This window comes from Pseudomonas sp. NPDC079086, from assembly GCF_044542155.1.
Taxonomy (GTDB): domain Bacteria; phylum Pseudomonadota; class Gammaproteobacteria; order Pseudomonadales; family Pseudomonadaceae; genus Aquipseudomonas.
In genome coordinates, this window is record NZ_JBITTY010000002.1 from 630729 (window position 1) to 644682 (window position 13954).

15 protein-coding genes, 1 pseudogene and 1 riboswitch are annotated in these 13954 nt (G+C 59.4%); of the genes and pseudogenes, 3 read left to right on the plus strand and 13 right to left on the minus strand.

Annotated elements, in window-relative coordinates:
* Positions 1–4: 4 nt before the first annotated feature.
* A riboswitch (cobalamin riboswitch) is annotated at positions 5–230 on the minus strand.
* Positions 231–297: 67 nt separating this feature from the next.
* The 9 genes and pseudogenes from ACIGEK_RS12460 to ttcA form a co-directional block, all read right to left on the minus strand.
* Positions 298–891 (minus strand): MliC family protein, encoded by a 594-nt coding sequence (locus ACIGEK_RS12460; protein WP_397493616.1) that lies wholly within the window; start codon positions 889–891, stop codon positions 298–300.
* Positions 892–997: 106 nt separating this feature from the next.
* Positions 998–2182, minus strand: coding sequence for an alpha/beta hydrolase (locus ACIGEK_RS12465; protein WP_397493617.1), 1185 nt, complete (start codon positions 2180–2182; stop codon positions 998–1000).
* Positions 2183–2327: 145 nt separating this feature from the next.
* Complete coding sequence (locus ACIGEK_RS12470) at positions 2328–2648, minus strand: hypothetical protein (RefSeq protein WP_167144814.1); 321 nt, start codon at positions 2646–2648, stop codon at positions 2328–2330.
* Positions 2649–2663: 15 nt separating this feature from the next.
* A pseudogene (locus tag ACIGEK_RS12475) lies at positions 2664–3327 on the minus strand (O-methyltransferase).
* Positions 3328–3353: 26 nt separating this feature from the next.
* Positions 3354–3878 (minus strand): C40 family peptidase, encoded by a 525-nt coding sequence (locus tag ACIGEK_RS12480; protein WP_397493618.1) that lies wholly within the window; start codon positions 3876–3878, stop codon positions 3354–3356.
* A 160-nt stretch (positions 3879–4038) separates the two neighbouring features.
* Positions 4039–4653, minus strand: a complete 615-nt coding sequence (locus ACIGEK_RS12485; protein ID WP_397493619.1) for a C40 family peptidase — start codon at positions 4651–4653, stop codon at positions 4039–4041.
* A 76-nt stretch (positions 4654–4729) separates the two neighbouring features.
* Positions 4730–5488: an NAD-dependent deacylase gene (locus ACIGEK_RS12490; protein WP_397493620.1), complete on the minus strand. Its 759-nt coding sequence runs from the start codon at positions 5486–5488 to the stop codon at positions 4730–4732.
* A 10-nt stretch (positions 5489–5498) separates the two neighbouring features.
* Positions 5499–6170, minus strand: a complete 672-nt coding sequence (locus ACIGEK_RS12495; RefSeq protein ID WP_397493621.1) for a DNA-3-methyladenine glycosylase I — start codon at positions 6168–6170, stop codon at positions 5499–5501.
* Positions 6171–6201: 31 nt separating this feature from the next.
* Entirely contained in the window at positions 6202–7026 is an 825-nt protein-coding gene (gene ttcA, locus ACIGEK_RS12500; protein ID WP_090253070.1) for a tRNA 2-thiocytidine(32) synthetase TtcA, read from the minus strand.
* A 97-nt stretch (positions 7027–7123) separates the two neighbouring features.
* Here ttcA and ACIGEK_RS12505 point away from each other — a divergent pair, with 97 nt between their 5' ends.
* The 3 genes from ACIGEK_RS12505 (at position 7124) to ACIGEK_RS12515 (ending at position 9093) form a co-directional block, all read left to right on the plus strand.
* Positions 7124–7726 (plus strand): DNA-J related domain-containing protein, encoded by a 603-nt coding sequence (locus ACIGEK_RS12505; RefSeq protein WP_397493622.1) that lies wholly within the window; start codon positions 7124–7126, stop codon positions 7724–7726.
* Between the two features lie 158 nt (positions 7727–7884).
* On the plus strand, positions 7885–8484 hold the full coding sequence (locus ACIGEK_RS12510; RefSeq protein ID WP_397493623.1) for a Yip1 family protein: 600 nt from the start codon (positions 7885–7887) through the stop codon (positions 8482–8484).
* 114 nt (positions 8485–8598) lie between these two features.
* On the plus strand, positions 8599–9093 hold the full coding sequence (locus ACIGEK_RS12515; RefSeq protein WP_397493624.1) for a SprT family zinc-dependent metalloprotease: 495 nt from the start codon (positions 8599–8601) through the stop codon (positions 9091–9093).
* 11 nt (positions 9094–9104) lie between these two features.
* On the opposite strand, the gene ACIGEK_RS12520 is transcribed toward ACIGEK_RS12515, so the two are convergent.
* The 4 genes from ACIGEK_RS12520 to ACIGEK_RS12535 all read right to left on the minus strand — a co-directional run bounded on the left by ACIGEK_RS12520 (position 9105) and on the right by ACIGEK_RS12535 (position 13923).
* Entirely contained in the window at positions 9105–9722 is a 618-nt protein-coding gene (locus ACIGEK_RS12520; RefSeq protein WP_397493625.1) for a hemolysin III family protein, read from the minus strand.
* Positions 9723–9825: 103 nt separating this feature from the next.
* The gene (locus tag ACIGEK_RS12525) at positions 9826–11007 is read right to left on the minus strand and encodes a CaiB/BaiF CoA transferase family protein (protein ID WP_397493626.1); all 1182 of its coding nucleotides are present in this window, start codon (positions 11005–11007) and stop codon (positions 9826–9828) included.
* Positions 11008–11088: 81 nt separating this feature from the next.
* Entirely contained in the window at positions 11089–12726 is a 1638-nt protein-coding gene (locus ACIGEK_RS12530) for an AMP-binding protein (protein WP_397493627.1), read from the minus strand.
* A 57-nt stretch (positions 12727–12783) separates the two neighbouring features.
* Positions 12784–13923, minus strand: a complete 1140-nt coding sequence (locus ACIGEK_RS12535; protein ID WP_397493628.1) for an acyl-CoA dehydrogenase family protein — start codon at positions 13921–13923, stop codon at positions 12784–12786.
* Positions 13924–13954 lie beyond the last annotated feature (31 nt).

A 13954-nucleotide genomic window follows, 5' to 3' on the forward strand; every position in this document is an offset into this window, starting at 1 on the left:
CGCGATGCCGTGGACTGCAACAGGCCGGTCTCCGGGCTTGTGAGCGAACCTTCAGGCTCTAAGCCGCGCCTTCCCATGCATGCAGCACAGTGGCAATTGCGACGTTTAACTCACTTACCGTTGCGGGGGCAGCGTCGGAATAACTGGCGTAAAGACACACAGCGCACCGACTTCCCAGTTTCACCCCGCACACGCACAGCGTTGGGGGCACCTGTTACAAGGCGCGAAGGGTAGAGAGTTCGCGATTAAGCGTCAAACGAATGCGCCATTTAGCGCAGATGGCTTAAGCCACCTGGGTTACTTGGCCTGACACTTCATCTCGGGCGAGCCGTAGCCCCACACCACAGCCGCCTCACCCTGGTGCTCCCAGAATGATTCATTGCACCCCTGGTATTTTCTACCGCTGGTTGCGGGCTGCTGGTACATCAACGACACGCTGTCGGCAAACTCGGCCAGCAGGGTCGCAGGCTCGGAGGGGTAATAGGTGACGATCACTTCCTTGGCTGGCAGGCCATCACACTGAAAATGCACCGGCCCGACAGCTTTGAGCAACGCATAGCGCGCCTGCAATTCGGTAATCCGCAGGCGATAGCTCTCGGTTACGCACTGCTCGCGGTCAGCGGCCTTCCAGCAGTCATTGCGACCTTTTATCCAGCCTCTCTGCTCAGCTTTGAGTACCGGTGGATGCTGGTTCGCGGCCTTGGCCGAAGCCTGCTGATAAACACTCGCCATTTTCTGGTCGAACTCGGCCAGAGCAGGCGTCTGACAAATCAGTTCCTCAATACTGCCAGACGCTACCTTGGTACAGCTGAACGATGGTTCAGCCGCCTGCAGGGTCGCTAACGGCAGGCCGAGCAGAGCCAAAAGGACAAAACGCTTAAGGGTGAACATGGTGACTCCTCGTCCGCTATCCGTTTGTTTTTAATAGCCGTATCCAGGCTTACAGCCTGCTTGCGCCAAGCTGCATGTTTCGTCAGCTAAGGCCAGACCAAAGCATCTACCATTGGCCCTTGAGTACACGCCGGGTTGCTTCACGTACCGTCAGTGGGTAGTCAGTGTTCATGTACCAGACTGCCGGGTGCTCGGTGACAGATAGCGCCCGTTGATCCGGCGATAGATTCGTACGCAACAGTAAAATCACATCGCTGCTGACCCAGGGGTGGCGGTACCAGTAATGATGACCGACGATGTCAAAACCGCGCTCACTGCTATTGCCGGACACATCCAGTAAGGTGACATTGTTTAGGTGCCGCCTGTGTGTGAATTGGTGCAGGCTCTGCTCGGCCCGGCTGCTGCCAATCCGCGCGCCACCGGGCATCAGACGCTGCGCATAGTCCAGTGCCTCATCCTGATCGGACACAGTGATCATCACCTGCTCAGCAACGCGACTGATGGCAGGCAGGCGGCCTTCAAATATTTCCTCAGGGACATCCGCTGCGGCAAAGACCACTGCGCCAATCCGATAACGCTCCTGCAACTGCGCCGTATTCAAATCCGGATGACGATTCTGGAATTCCTGCAACGCTAGAGATGCCACGCGCCCGCCGGCGCTGTATGCGATCAGGTTGATTCGCTCGACAGCGGTATGCCGCGCCAGCAGCTCGATCAACTGCGCCAACGCTTGGCTGGAATCACGAGCGCGACCGACATCGATGCCGAGCAGATAGCTGACAATGTTCTGGTGTGACGGCCAATCGAATGCCAGGCCGACAAAGTCTCTCCCGGCAAAATGCACCAGCTCACCCGTCAGCTCACAGGCATTGGTGAAATCCACCTTCGCGCCATGCACATAGATAATGATTTCCTTGTCGCGGGCCTTATCCAGCGCCAGGTTGATCGCATCGATATAGCTCTGCACCGGCGACGCCAAAGGCACATCAATCGGCCGCTGCACCGGCAGTACCGCTGTTTGCTGAGCCGCAATCAGGCTTAGTGGCAGCTCACGCTCGCGCAGTTCGCTGACCGAGGCCAAATGCAATTGCGACCAATCGCTCTGCTGGTCGCCCAAACGCACCTGGGCGCGGCCCAGCTGCAGGGTGGAGCTGACGCGATTACCATATCCAGCGGCCTCTGGCGCCCGAGTAGTGGCGTAGAACAGTGCCACATCGGGAACCCGTTCTGCGGGCGACAAATGGGCGAAAGGGTCGATAGCAGCCTGGTGATAAATAACCGGCGTGTTCATCAGCATCAGCGGCGCAGGCCCAGCACAAGCGCCCAACAGCAGAGCAAGGCATACACATGACAGCGCGCGTAAACAGGTCATCGGCAGTCGCCACTACTAAGGGGTCAAAAGGTCATTACAAACAAGCAGCAAGCCTAACCGTAATTTAATGCCTGGGCATAAAGCCCGCTGGCTTGCTGGCCAGCCATTCGACAAAAGTCCGCAGGCGCTCATCACTTAGCAGGCTGTCGCGATTGTTGTAGGTCAGCGCCAGCTCCTTTTCGCTGAACAGCCGGTGAATCTGGTTGTGGCAGGCGCGGCAGACCCAGAGTGTGGCGCTGATGCGCTCGCTTTTGCCGAAGCGCTTCTGCACATAAACCTTGTTATGCAGCGCCTTGGGGATCAGATGATGGCGCGTCAAAGCGGCCGCGCGAGCGCAGAGCTCGCAGGCATCGGGTTGCTCGGGCAGACGAATCGGTTCAGGCATACAGGCGGCGCAGGCTTAGCGTTTACGGCACAGGCTCAGACCGTCGCCCAACGGCAGCAGGGACAGGTCAATACGCGGATCATCACGCAGCGCCAGATTGAGCGCCTGAATCGCTCGAGTGTCAGCGCTCTCAGGGTTATCCTCAAGCACGCGACCGCTCCACAGGGTGTTATCGAACAGAATCAGTCCACCCTGGCGCACCAGGCGCAGGGCATGCTCGAGATAGGCTGGGTAATTGGCTTTGTCGGCGTCGATAAACAGCAGATCAATACTGCCGGCCAGGCCTTCAGCCTCTAGCTCCGCCAGGGTCTGTAGCGCAGGCGCCAAACGCTGCTCGATACGCGCACTGAGCCCTGCTTCGCGCCAGTAGCGCTCGGCCGTGGCGTTGTATTCGCCGGGAATATCACAGCAAATCAGCCGACCGCCCTCTGGCATGGCATGGGCCATGCCAGAGGGCGCTATAGCCGGTAAAGGTGCCGACTTCGACAATCCGCCGCGCCCCAGTCAGCTGCACCAGCAAGGCCATAAACTGGCCCTGCTCGGGGGCAATCTGCCAACGCGCCATACTCAGCTGCGCGGTTTCCTCACGCAAGCGCTTGAGCAGCGGTGTTTCACGCAGGGAGACATCCAGCAGGTATTGGTACAGGTCGGAATCAAGATTGAGCGTTCGGTTGGTCATGCCACTCCCTCTGCAAACGGCAACTGTCAGGGGTTGCGCGCTAGTTCCGGGGTGAATACGCGCTTGGCGTTCAGGTAGGTACGTTGCCAGTAGCTGTTGCTCAGGCTGTCCAAGCGCACGGTGCCGCCGCTAGAAGGCGCGTGAACAAAACGTCCATCGCCAACATAGATACCAGCGTGGCTGACCTGGCTGCCGCCATTGGTTGCGAAGAACACCAGATCACCGCTTTGCAGGGCATCACGACCGACGCCTGGAGCGCGCATGCTGATCAGTTCGCGGGTCGAACGCGGCAGACTGATGCCAGCCGCATCGCGGTAGACATAGCCAATCAGGCCACTGCAATCAAAGCCACCCTCGGGGGTATTGCCGCCGTAGCGATAGGGCGTACCGACCAGGCCCAGGGCGCGAAACAGCACATCCTCGGCATTGCCGTTAAAGCTGCCGATTGGCGCATGCACAACAGGTTTTGGGGTTGGGGCGGGGGCATTGCTGGCGCAGGCACTGAGCAGCGCGGCAAGCACAATCAAGCTGAGACGGGCGATAGCGGTCATGGACGAGCGATCCTGAGCCGGGATGCGCCCTACTCTGCCGGCTTGCACATCGTAGTGCAAGCTTTAGCTTTGCTTGGCAGGTTGTTGAAAATTATCAAGATCGGCCAGGAGTACCGATATATCGCAGCGACTGAAGAGACTCAGCAACCGATAACAGGGCTCAAGGATGACGAACGATCGAATCACTCGGCGCCAGTGCAAGAGCACGTTTTGCCTCGATAAAAGTGCGCTTCCAGTAGCGATCATCCAGGCTGTCGACCCGCACACCGCCACTGCGGCTGCTGGAGGAATGGATGAACTGGTCATCGCCCATATAGATGCCCGCATGGCTTACTCGACCACGGCCGTTGGTCGCGAAGAACAGCAGATCACCAGGTTTGAGATCGTCACGATCCACCAGCGGTGCATCGATATTGATCATGTCGCGGGTTGAGCGCGGCAGCTTCATACCGGCCTCTTCCTTAAACAGATAACCGATAAAGCCACTGCAATCGAAACCCGAGCTTACTGAACCACCACCAAAACGATAGCGCGTGCCGACTAGCGACAGGCCATGAGAAAGGATGCTGTCAGCCAGCTGTGGCAGTTTGTAGGCTTTGTCTTCAGTGAAGTCACCCAGAGCCGCTTCTTTGGCTTGTTCGTCAAACTCGGCAAGTTCTGTCGAGGAGAACACAGAGGGCTGTGATACCAGCTCTTGCTGCGGTGCATGGTTGGCGCAGGCGGCCAGAAACAGGGAGAGTGCAATAGGCACGAGGGGTGCGAGGCGCTTGAGCATGGGCACGACCGTGTCGATGAATTTCACAAGAGCGCGACTATGCCTTCTATGACATGCATTTGCAAATTCTATGGATCTAAATGTGACTCAGTAGTTCCGGCAAAACATCTAACGCCCGCCCTTGCAGATACACATCCACCTGGGCGCTCAAGTCAGTGCGCTGTGGGTTGATCTCCGCCGTAAACCCACCAGCCTGGCGTGTGCGTAGCAGCGGCTCGACGATGTACGGGAAGCTCGCGCTGGTACCGATGCTGATCACCACCTCGAAGCCTTTGCGCACCTGGGCGTAAAGTGTGTCTATCGCCTGCTCGGGCAACATTTCCTCAAACAGCACCACGGGTGGGCGCAGTACTCCGGCGCATTGCCGACACCTGGGCGGCAGCGGCCGCTCAAGATGCTCGGCCAACTCACTGTCGACAGCCCCGCAGGACTGGCAATACAACGGCGCCAACTCACCGTGAATCTCGATCACCCGCTCCATCGGGCTGCCTACCGCGCGGTGATAGCCATCAATGTTCTGGGTCAGCAGCCAGCACTGCGGCTTTTTGCGCTGCAGTTCGGCAATCGCATGATGCCCGGCATTGGCCTGGGCACCCAGGCATGCCTTACCCAGCTCGGCTAGGTATTTCCAGCACAGCGCCGGATTCCGCTGCAGCATCGAGCCGGACAGCGCTTGCTCAATCGGCAAGCCTTCGGCGGTGTGGCCGTTATACAGGCCGCCGAGACCGCGATAAGTGGGTAAACCGGAATCGGCGGACAGCCCGGCACCGGTAATCAGCAGAATGCGTTCAGCCTGCTTGAGCTGCTGTGCGACCTGCTGGATTGCCCGCTCCATCGCCAAGCCCTCAATGGTTGACCGTATGCGCCAGCATCACCGACAGCTGACACAGCGGACGCCCGCTTTGCTCATGCCATTGATTGAATGCAGCCTGCACGGCGGCCAGCTCTTTAAGGCTAGTCGGCGCTTTGTCGATGATCTTTTGCGCTTTCAGCGCAGCCACCATGTCATCGGTAGGCACAAAGGTGTCCTTGCCGACCATGCGCAAGAAGCGTGGCGCGGAGAGCCCGCCGAGCTGGCTACCGTGTTTGGCCAGGTACTTCCACAGCCCGACCACATCGCTCACTGGCCAGTCGGCAATCAACGCGCCGAAGCTGCCCTTCTCCTTTTTCACATCGAGAATGAACTGAGCGTTGCGCGGCACGCTCTTGAGCTTGCCCAGGTGGCGGATGATGCGCGCATCCTGCATCAGATTTTCCAAACGCTCGGCGCCCATCAGCACGACTTTTTCCGGATCGAAACCGAAGAACACCTGCTCGAAGGCCGGCCACTTGGCATCCACCAGGCTGTGCTTGAGGCCGGCGCGGAAGATGCGCAGACTGACTACCGACAGGTAGCGATCATCACTGATCGCACGCAACTCCTCAGCGCTACGCGGCTGCGGCAGGATCGACTCCAGCGCAGCCGCCGAGCCAAAGCGGTTCAGACAGTATTCGTTAAGCCATTTGTAATCGCGCATCAGGCAATCCTTGAACCGGGAAACCGCTGGATCAGAGGTTCATAACATCGAGGAAGCGCGGCGTGGCACTGTCGTCGATTTTCAGGCTCTTGAAGTCAAACAGGTTGCGGTCGGCCAGCTGTGATGGCACTACGTTCTGCAGGGCGCGGAACATGATCTCGGTGCGGCCCGGAGACTTGCGCTCCCAGTCCTGCAGCATCTCTTTGACCACCTGACGCTGCAGGTTTTCCTGGGAACCGCAGAGGTTGCACGGAATGATCGGGAATTCCTTGAGCTGACTGTAAGCCTCGATATCCGCCTCATTGCAGTAAGCCAGCGGGCGAATCACCACGTTGCGACCATCATCGGCGCGTAACTTGGGCGGCATGGCCTTGAGGGTGCCGCCGTAGAACATATTGAGGAAGAAGGTTTCCAGGATGTCGTCGCGATGATGGCCCAGGGCCATCTTGGTCGCACCGATCTCGTCGGCAAAGGTATACAGCGTGCCGCGGCGCAGGCGCGAGCACAGCGAGCAGGTGGTCTTGCCTTCCGGGATCTTCTCCTTGACCACCGAGTAGGTGTCCTTCTCGACGATGTGGTACGGCACACCGATGGACTCCAGATAGGCCGGCAGCACGTGCTCGGGGAAGCCGGGCTGCTTCTGGTCCATATTCACCGCAACAATCTCGAACTTGATTGGCGCGACCTTTTGCAGGTGCAGTAGCACGTCGAGCATGGTGTAGCTGTCCTTGCCGCCGGACAGGCAGACCATGACTTTGTCGCCATCCTCGATCATGTTGAAGTCGGCAACGGCTTCGCCGGCCTGGCGACGCAGGCGTTTTTGCAGTTTGTTCTGATTGACCGAGAGGGTGCCCATGGTGCGCTGGAATCCGGAGGGTTACGAAAGTGCGGCATTTTACCCAGAAAGCGCGACGCGCCCTACCCCACAGTTACGGAAATGCTAGGCTCGGCCGATGAACGACGATTTCGATCCGGGCCTCGACCTGCCCGAACAACTGCATCAGCTGCTGCGCGCAGCCCCTAACGGCCTTGGCGAGTACCAGTTGATCCAGCTGCTGAAGGCCCGCAAATGCGTGCACATCCCCAATCTACCGCTGACCGACAAGCTGGTGCTGTTCCGCACGCATTTTCTGCTGTTCAACGCTCTATACCGGCTACGTGAACGACTTTGGGCGACGCAGAGCGGCTATCTGCAGATCAGTGCACTGAATATACAACTGTTGCCCTATCAGCCCGGCAGTGCAGAGATAAGTGAACACGACCCGCTGCGTGACTATTACCTCGACCTTAGCCAGCTCAACGACACCGACGAGCTGGATGTGGCCAAGCTGCTGTTGAGCTTCTGGACGCGCATGCATGGCAGCGAAGATAAACAGGCGGCGCTGGAGCTGTTCGAGCTCGAAGGCAGCGAGCAGACGCTCAATCTCGCCACTATCAAACACCGCTACCGACAACTGGTGAGCTTGCATCACCCTGATCGCGGCGGCAGCACGACACGCCTGCAGTCGATCAACAAGGCCATGGAGATTCTCGAACGCTATTACGGCCGTACTTGAGAGTCCGATTTGCTCTAACGCCGCACCTTTGTCCTCTTTAATGGCTGCCTATACTGCGACATACGGTCGCATAGGTTCGGCCTTGTACCTGATGACGCTGCACACGCGAATCAGGCGCTGCGCTGGGGGGCGACCGCTATAAAAATAGGAGGTCTGGCATGATCCATCACGTTTGGGGGCTATTCACCCATCCCGACCAGGAATGGCAGGAAATTCGTGGCGAAGAAGAAACCATCAGCCACATGTATCTCACCCACGTACTGATTCTCGCGGCAATTCCCGCAGTCTCGGCCTATATCGGCACCACCCAGGTCGGCTGGGCAATCGGCGCTCGAGCGCCGGTGATGCTGACCGAGGCCAGCGCGTTGCAAATGACCGTCATGACCTACCTGGCGATGCTTGCCGGGATCGCAGTGATGGGCGCGTTTATCCACTGGATGGCACGCACCTACGATGCCAGTCCGAACCTCACGCAATGCGTGGTATTTGCGGCTTATACCGCTACACCGCTGTTTATCGGTGGCTTGGCGGCGCTCTATCCACACCTTTGGCTAGCCATGGTGGTGGGCACGGCGGCCATCTGTTACACGGTTTATCTACTCTACGTCGGCATACCGACTTTCATGGGCATACCCGAGGATGAAGGCTTCATGTTCTCCAGTTCGGTGCTCGCCGTAGGTCTGGTGGTACTGGTGGCGATGATTGCCGCCTCGGTGATTCTCTGGGGCTTTGGGGTCGGCCCGGTGTACACCAGCTAACGCAACACTTGATGACACACGACGAAACCACCTGCGGGTGGTTTCGTCGTTTCAGGGCTGCGGGCCCTGCCCGCCTTGGGCATAATTGCCACCCCAGTCCTGATCGCCGCACTTATGTCCGAACACCTTCTGAGCCGCGTAGAACAGTGCTACCAGCAGGCTGAAGCCTTTTTCAAACGCCCCTTTGCCCGCGCCGAGGTGAGTTTCAAGCTGCGTGGACAAAAGGCTGGCGTGGCGCATCTGACGGAAAACAAGCTGCGCTTCAACCCACAGCTGTACCGAGAAAATCGTGAAGACTTTCTCAGGCAAACCGTGCCCCATGAAGTGGCGCACCTAATCGCCCATCAGCTGTTCGGCCTGAAGATTCAGCCCCATGGCGAGGAGTGGCAACTGATCATGCGCGGCGTGTATGAGCTGCCGCCCAATCGCTGCCACAGCTATGCGGTGCAGCGGCGTACGGTCAGCCGCTATATCTACAGCTGCAGCTGCCCGCAAGGCGAATACCCCTTCTCTGCCCAGCGCCATTCCCTGGTCAGCAAAGGTCGGCGTTACTACTGCCGGCGCTGCAAGGTGACCTTGAGCTATACCGGCGAGCAGCGCGTCGAATAAGCCGCAAAGCATTAAAGAACGTAACGCAGCACCGCAACAAAGTGCATCAGACTGCCGCCCATGACGAACAGGTGCCAGATGCCATGCCAATGGCGAAAGCGGCTGTCATAGGCGAAGAAGATGATGCCCACCGTGTACAGCACCCCGCCGCCAGCCAGCCAGATAAACCCAGCCATGCCCAGCGCAGCGATCAGCGGTTTGACCGCGATCAGCACAATCCAGCCCATCACGGCGTAGATCACAATCGACAGCACCCGCGCCTCGGAACGCGGCTTGATCTCCTGCAGCATGCCGATGATTGCCAGCGTCCAGACGATGCCGAACAGCGTCCAGCCCCAGGCACCTTCGAGAGTTACCAGGCAGAACGGCGTGTAGCTGCCGGCAATCAGCAGGTAGATCGACAGGTGATCGAGCTTGCGCATCAGCACTTTCGCCGGCCCCTGTACGCTGTGATAAAGCGTGGAGATGCTGTAAAGCAGCACCAGGGTCAGGCCATAGATCGCCACGCTGATGATCTTGCGCAGCTCACCGTCCAGACTCGCCAGCAGCAAAAGCCACACCGCCCCCGCGCAGGCCAGAAGCGCCCCGACCAGATGGGTCCAGGCGTTGAAGCGTTCCCCGTGATACATATTTTCCGTTCCTAAGCCGCCACTGGCGCGAATGCATCAGGCTTATGCCGGAAAATCAGCTCTCTGACGAGTACCCTTTTGCACGCAAGGCGTTTACGCCAGCTTAGGCCACCACCTTGGCCGCCTTGAGCTGGGCGATTTGCTCGGCGCTGTAGCCCAGCTCTGCCAGTACTTCTGCGGTATGTGCGCCCAGGGTTGCGCCGATATACCGGGGCGCAGGAAGACCGCTGGAGAATTTGATCGGGCAGGCGATCTGCGCCTGTGGAGCATTCCCGGCACGCGGCACCACGGTAACCAAATCGCGCGCTTTGATCTGCGGGTGCTCGACCGCCTCACTGAGGTTGAGCATGGGTTCAACACAGGCATCCAGGCCGGCGAATACCTGGCTCCACTCGGCGAAATCGCGTTTCTCGAACTCGATTTCGATCTCGCGTTTGAGCGTCTGTTGATCCTCTGGCTTCTGCGACAGACCGCGCGCGGCAAGTTCCGGACGGCCGATGGCGGCGCAGAACTGCTGCATAAACTGCGGTTCCAGGCTGCCGACCGAGAACCAGCGACCATCGCGGGTGCGGTAGTAGTCGTAGAAACTGCCGCCATTCAGTGCCTGGTTCTCCATCGCTGGCTCAACACCGGCGGCCAGATACCCTGCCCCGGCCATACCGTGCAGGCTGAAGGCGCAGTCGGTCATGCTGATGTCCACCTGCTGGCCCTGCCCCGTGGCCTGACGCTGAATCACCGCCGCCAGTAGGCCGATCACCCCGTGCAGCGAGCCGCCGGCAATATCCGCCGCCTGAATGCCCAGCGGCAGCGGCCCGGTATCGCGGCGCCCGGTGTAACTGGCTATACCGGCCAGGGCCAGGTAATTGATGTCATGCCCGGCGCGGTCTTTATAGGGCCCGGTCTGACCGTAACCGGTGATCGACACGTAAATCAGCTTCGGGTTGATCGCCTTGAGCGCCTCATAACCCACGCCGAGCTTGTCCATCACCCCTGGACGGAACTGCTCCAGCACGATGTCGTACTCGGCCACCAGTTGCTTGACCATTTCCACCGCCTCGGGCTTTTTCAGGTCCAGAGCGATGCAGCGCTTGTTGCGGTTGAGGTAGGCATGGCTGGCCGATACGCCGCCGTCATGCGGCGGCAGCACACGCACCAGGTCCATGCGCGAAGGCGACTCAACCCGCAGCACCTCGGCGCCCATATCGGCCAGCAGCAATGAGGCAAACGGCCCCGGCAACAGGGTGGAGAAATCCAGCACTTTCAGTGACGACAGCGGGCCTGACATAACAGCTCCTTGGGGTAATCGTTAACGCCGATGGCTATCGCTGCGCTCATCTAGCAGCCCACCCCATGCTACGCAGTGCAGCTATTGCCAATGCAGCGGCTGCTTGGCATCCAGCTCGTTTAGCTGCTCGGCAAAGCGCGCTTCCAGCACGTTACGGCGAATTTTCATGGTTGGGGTCATGCAGCCGTTGTCAACGGTCCAGGCCTCGCTCACCAATACAAAGTGGCTAAGCCGCTCATGCGGCTGCAGCTGGGTATTGAGCTGCTGTAGGGTCTGCGCGAGGTCGGCCGCCACGTGCTCGCGGGCTTGTTCACGGGCTGCGGGCGACAGTTCGATCAGTGCCAGAGGCTGATCCAGATTGCTGCCCATCAGGCACACCTGCTCAACCCAGAGATTCTTGGCGATCTCCCCTTCAATAGGTACCGGGGCGATGTACTTGCCCTTGCTGGTCTTGAAGATGTCCTTCACCCGCCCGGTAATTTTCAGGTAACCGGCGGCATCCACTTCGCCCTTGTCGCCCGTGTGCAGCCAGCCATCGGTGATGGTTTCGGCGGTTTTCTCCGGGTCCTGGTAGTAGCCCAGCATCAGGCTCGGACAACGCAGAAGAATCTCGCCATTCTCGGCGATGCGCAACTCATTGCCCGGCATCGGCCGGCCCACCGTGCCGAAGCGTACCTGCCCCGGACGATTGAAGCAGCCATAGGCCAGGTGCTCGGTCATGCCGTAGCCCTCGCAGATGGTGATGCCGATGCTCTGATACCAATCGAGCAAGGCACGCGGAATCGCCGCCGCGCCGCTGACCAGAATGCGCGCGCGATCCAGGCCCAAACCCTTGCGAATCTTGCGCGCGACCAGGCCGCCAATCAGCGGAATACCCAGCAACCGCGCCAGCTTGGGCTGCGGCAGCTTCTCCAGCACGCCCTGTTGAAAGCGCGTCCACAAGCGCGGCACGGAGAAGAACACGGTCGGCCGCACATGGCGCAAATCGCTGGCAAAGGTCTCCAATGACTCAACAAAAGCCACCCGCCCACCGCTGTACAGCGCATTCATCTCCACCAGAAAACGCTCGGCGGCATGCGATAGCGGCAGGTAGGAAAAATACTGATCCTGCTCGGTAATCTGCAGCTCCTTGACCGATCGCCCGCCGGCAATGGTAAAGGCCTTGGCCGAGAGCATCACGCCCTTGGGCTGACCGGTGGTGCCGGAGGTATAGAGGATGCTCAGCAAGGCATCAGGTGCCTGCTGATGCGCCACGGCCAACGGCTGATGCGCCGCCAGCAAGGCATGCCAACCGTGATTAGCTTCGATGGTCGGGTACGGCATGGCGATACGGATAACGTCGGCCGAAATGCCCGGCGCAAGCTTGGCCGGCTCATCCAGCTTGCCGAGGAAGATCGCCTTGCACTGCGAATGGCGCAGCACATAGTCGATGCTCTCGGCCGACTGCAGCGGGTACAGCGGCACGCTGATCAGCCCAGCGAGCATGATCGCCAGGTCAGCGATGATCCATTCGGCACAGTTCTTCGCCAGCAGCGCCACCCGATCACCCGGCGCGAAGCCCATGGCCTGCAAGGCCATGGCCATGCGCCGCGCCTGATCATCCACCTGTGCCCAGGTGAAATCATGCCACTGGCCATTGACCGGCTGGCTAAGCCAAACCGCATCAGGGCGTTTCTCAACCCAGAGCGCCAGGCGCTCCAGAGGCAGTTGTTCGTCCATGTGCAGACCTCTTGTTGTTATTGTCTGTCGCGCCTCGATTTAGCCATCAGCCATCTATCAAAGCTTCATCCCACGACTGATGATCTCTTTCATGATCTCCGAGGTGCCTGCGAAGATGCGCTGGATGCGCGCGTTCGCGTACATCTTGCAGATCGGGTATTCCCACATATAACCCCAACCACCGTGCAGTTGCACCCCTTCGTCGACCACCTTGCACAGCAGTTCGGTGGTGAACAGCTTGGCCTCGGCGGCCACTTCCGGGGTGAGTTTCTTCTCGTTGTGGTCCGTCACGCAGCGGTCGACAAACACCTGCGCCACGTCGATCTGCGTGCGCATCTCGGCCAGCTTGAATCGGGTGTTCTGGAAGTGCGAAATCGGCCGATCGAAGGCCTTGCGCTCGCGCACATAATCAATGGTCACCTGCAGCGCCGCCTCGGCCGCCGCCACCGCGCCGCAAGCGTTGGTCAGGCGCTCCTGAGCGAGCATATTCATCAGGTAGAAGAAGCCGCCCTTGGCGTCGCCCAGCAGGTTGGCCTTGGGCACTTTGACGTTATTGAAGAACAACTCGGCGGTGTCCTGGCTCTTCATGCCGAGTTTTTCCAGGTTCTTGCCGCGCTCAAAACCTTCCATCCCGCGCTCGACTAGGAACAGGCCCATGGCGTGTTTGTTGGCCGGATCGGTCTTCGCTGCCACGATCACCACATCGGCCAACAGACCATTAGAGATAAATACCTTGGAGCCGTTGAGCACGTAGTGATCACCCTGATCCACCGCGCTGGTGCGCATACCCGCCAGGTCGGAACCGGCGCTCGGCTCGGTCATCGCCACCGCAAGAATCAGCTCACCGCTGGTGATGCCTGGCATAAAGCGCGCTTTCTGCTCGGCATTGCCGTACTCAGCGATATAGGGACCACACAACGCCGAATGCAGCGGCAGCATAAAACCCGGCTCGTTAATCTTCGCCAGCTCCTCACACATGATCTGCTCGTAGCGGAAATCCTTGAGTCCGGCGCCGCCGTACTCCTCATCCGCCCAAGGCAGCAGAAAACCCATGTCGCCGGCCTTTTTCCACACCTCGCGGCTGACCACACCGGCCGCTTCCCATTCATCCTGATGCGGCACTACTTCCTTTTTCAGAAAGGCGGCAAAAGCGTCGCGGAACATATTGTGTTCGGTGTCGAAAATAAGGCGCTGCATGCGGGTGTGCTCCCTGAGCTGAAGTCGTGCA

Bases quoted from the DNA above. Each gene is read 5' to 3' on its own strand.
- ACIGEK_RS12460 (WP_397493616.1), bottom strand. From the start codon at position 891: ATGTTCACCCTTAAGCGTTTTGTCCTTTTGGCTCTGCTCGGCCTGCCG.
- ACIGEK_RS12465 (WP_397493617.1), bottom strand. From the start codon at position 2,182: ATGAACACGCCGGTTATTTATCACCAGGCTGCTATCGACCCTTTCGCC.
- ACIGEK_RS12470 (WP_167144814.1), bottom strand. From the start codon at position 2,648: ATGCCTGAACCGATTCGTCTGCCCGAGCAACCCGATGCCTGCGAGCTC.
- ACIGEK_RS12480 (WP_397493618.1), bottom strand. From the start codon at position 3,878: ATGACCGCTATCGCCCGTCTCAGCTTGATTGTGCTTGCCGCGCTGCTC.
- ACIGEK_RS12485 (WP_397493619.1), bottom strand. From the start codon at position 4,653: ATGCTCAAGCGCCTCGCACCCCTCGTGCCTATTGCACTCTCCCTGTTT.
- ACIGEK_RS12490 (WP_397493620.1), bottom strand. From the start codon at position 5,488: ATGGAGCGGGCAATCCAGCAGGTCGCACAGCAGCTCAAGCAGGCTGAA.
- ACIGEK_RS12495 (WP_397493621.1), bottom strand. From the start codon at position 6,170: ATGCGCGATTACAAATGGCTTAACGAATACTGTCTGAACCGCTTTGGC.
- ttcA (WP_090253070.1), bottom strand. From the start codon at position 7,026: ATGGGCACCCTCTCGGTCAATCAGAACAAACTGCAAAAACGCCTGCGT.
- ACIGEK_RS12505 (WP_397493622.1), top strand. From the start codon at position 7,124: ATGAACGACGATTTCGATCCGGGCCTCGACCTGCCCGAACAACTGCAT.
- ACIGEK_RS12510 (WP_397493623.1), top strand. From the start codon at position 7,885: ATGATCCATCACGTTTGGGGGCTATTCACCCATCCCGACCAGGAATGG.
- ACIGEK_RS12515 (WP_397493624.1), top strand. From the start codon at position 8,599: ATGTCCGAACACCTTCTGAGCCGCGTAGAACAGTGCTACCAGCAGGCT.
- ACIGEK_RS12520 (WP_397493625.1), bottom strand. From the start codon at position 9,722: ATGTATCACGGGGAACGCTTCAACGCCTGGACCCATCTGGTCGGGGCG.
- ACIGEK_RS12525 (WP_397493626.1), bottom strand. From the start codon at position 11,007: ATGTCAGGCCCGCTGTCGTCACTGAAAGTGCTGGATTTCTCCACCCTG.
- ACIGEK_RS12530 (WP_397493627.1), bottom strand. From the start codon at position 12,726: ATGGACGAACAACTGCCTCTGGAGCGCCTGGCGCTCTGGGTTGAGAAA.
- ACIGEK_RS12535 (WP_397493628.1), bottom strand. From the start codon at position 13,923: ATGCAGCGCCTTATTTTCGACACCGAACACAATATGTTCCGCGACGCT.